The following is a 2063-nucleotide window of genomic DNA, read 5'->3' on the forward strand; positions in this document are numbered from 1 at the left end:
GCCCAGGCCAAGCCGCGTTGCGTGCTCTACAGCAGCGCCACCGAGGCCGCCCTCGACGCGCTGGACAGCGACCGCGTGGCGGTGATGGACGCTGGGCTGATCGTCGAGCAAGGCCCGGTGGCCGAGGTGTTCCTGCACCCGCAGCACCCGACCACCAAGCGTTTCGTGCAAGAAGACGAGCAGGTCGACGAGAACGAACAGCGCGACGACTTCGCCCATGTGCCGGGCCGCATCGTGCGCCTGACCTTCCAGGGCGATGCCACCTACGCGCCGCTGCTGGGCACCGTCGCCCGCGAGACCGGCGTGGACTACAGCATCCTGGCCGGGCGTATCGACCGCATCAAGGACGTGCCCTACGGGCAACTGACCCTGGCCGTCACTGGCGGCAACATCGAAGCGGCGTTCGACCGCTTCAACGCCGCTGATGTGCATATGGAGGTACTGCGTTGATGGACATCCTGAGCTACTTCGCCAACGTCGACTGGGCGGAAATCTGGCTGGCCACCGGCGACACCCTGATCATGCTGTTCGGCTCGCTGTTCTTCACCGTGCTGCTGGGGCTGCCGCTGGGCGTGCTGCTGTTCCTCTGCGGGCCGCGACAGATGTTCGAGCAGAAGGGCGTGTACGCGCTGCTGTCGCTGGTGGTGAACGTGCTGCGTTCGCTGCCGTTCATCATCCTGCTGATCGTGATGATCCCCATCACGGTACTGATCACCGGCACTTCGCTGGGCGTCGCCGGGGCCATTCCGCCATTGGTGGTGGGCGCTACGCCATTCTTCGCGCGCCTGGTGGAAACCGCCCTGCGTGAAGTGGACCGCGGCATTATCGAGGCCACCCAGTCGATGGGCGCCAGCACCCGCCAGATCATCGTCAACGCCTTGCTGCCGGAAGCCCGGCCGGGCATTTTCGCGGCCATCACGGTCACCGCGATCACCATGGTGTCGTACACCGCCATGGCCGGCGTGGTCGGCGCAGGTGGCCTGGGCGACCTGGCCATCCGCTTCGGCTACCAGCGTTTCCAGACCGACGTGATGATCGTCACGGTGATCCTGCTGCTGGTGCTGGTGCAAATTCTGCAAAGCGTCGGCGACCGGCTGGTCGTGCATTTTTCCCGTAAATAAGCCCAACCCGGGCACGGGGGCCGCCCGGCCCTCACAAGGAGTGATCGATGAAGAAACTGCTCGCTGTCGCCGCCGCCGTCGCGGCCTTCTCGGCCAACGCCGACACCCTGACCGTCGCCGCCACCCCGGTGCCGCACGCCGAGATCCTCGAGTTCGTGAAGCCGCAACTGGCGAAAGAGGGCGTGGAGCTGAAGGTCAAGGTGTTCACCGACTACATCCAGCCGAACGTGCAAGTGGCCGAGAAGCGCCTGGACGCCAACTTCTTCCAGCACCAGCCGTACCTGGATGAGTTCAACAAGTCCAAGGGCACCCAGCTGGTCAGCGTTGCTGGCGTGCACGTAGAGCCACTGGGCATCTACTCGGCCAAGATCAAGAAGCTTGACGAGCTGGGCTCCGGCGCCACCGTGATCATCCCCAACGACGCCACCAACGGCGGCCGTGCCCTGTTGCTGCTGGACAAGGCCGGCGTGATCAAGCTCAAGGACAACAAGAACATCCTGGCCACCGTCAAGGACGTTGCCGAGAACCCGAAAGGCGTGAAGTTCCGTGAGCTGGAAGCGGCCACCATCCCGCGCGTGCTGACCCAGGTCGATGCTGCCCTGATCAACACCAACTACGCGCTGGAAGCCAAGCTGAACCCTGAGAAAGACGCCCTGGCCATCGAAGGCAGCGACTCGCCTTACGTGAACATCCTGGTGGCGCGTCCGGATAACAAGGACTCGGAAGAGATGAAGAAGCTGGCAGCAGCGCTGCACTCGCCTGAGGTGAAGCAGTTCATTACCGAGAAATACAAAGGCGCGGTGGTGCCGGCGTTCTAAGCCGTCGAATCGCCTACACCTCTTCGCGGGCAAGCCCGCTCCTACAGGGTTTCACCGAACCTGTATGGGGTACTGGCCTTGCCCCTGGCTGCACACGCCGAAGGCAAGATCAGCATCGCGCAGC

The 2063-nt window shown here is 64.1% G+C and carries 3 protein-coding genes; all 3 read left to right on the top strand.

Annotated elements, in window-relative coordinates; genetic code table 11:
• A partial coding sequence (locus tag ACQKPE_RS26365; RefSeq protein WP_427669630.1) for an NIL domain-containing protein occupies positions 1 to 450 on the top strand: 450 nt, incomplete at its 5' end.
• Positions 450 to 1121 carry a methionine ABC transporter permease gene (locus tag ACQKPE_RS26370; protein ID WP_427669631.1) on the top strand — a complete coding sequence of 224 codons (672 nt, stop codon included), beginning with the start codon at positions 450 to 452 and terminating at the stop codon, positions 1119 to 1121. The genes ACQKPE_RS26365 and ACQKPE_RS26370, both read left to right, overlap by 1 nt.
• Positions 1122 to 1168: 47 nt before the next feature.
• Positions 1169 to 1939, top strand: a complete 771-nt coding sequence (locus tag ACQKPE_RS26375) for a MetQ/NlpA family ABC transporter substrate-binding protein (RefSeq protein ID WP_427669633.1) — start codon at positions 1169 to 1171, stop codon at positions 1937 to 1939.
• Positions 1940 to 2063 lie beyond the last annotated feature (124 nt).

Origin of the sequence: Pseudomonas sp. NPDC089554 (genome assembly GCF_050280645.1) — a bacterium.
In the GTDB taxonomy this organism is placed as follows: domain Bacteria; phylum Pseudomonadota; class Gammaproteobacteria; order Pseudomonadales; family Pseudomonadaceae; genus Aquipseudomonas.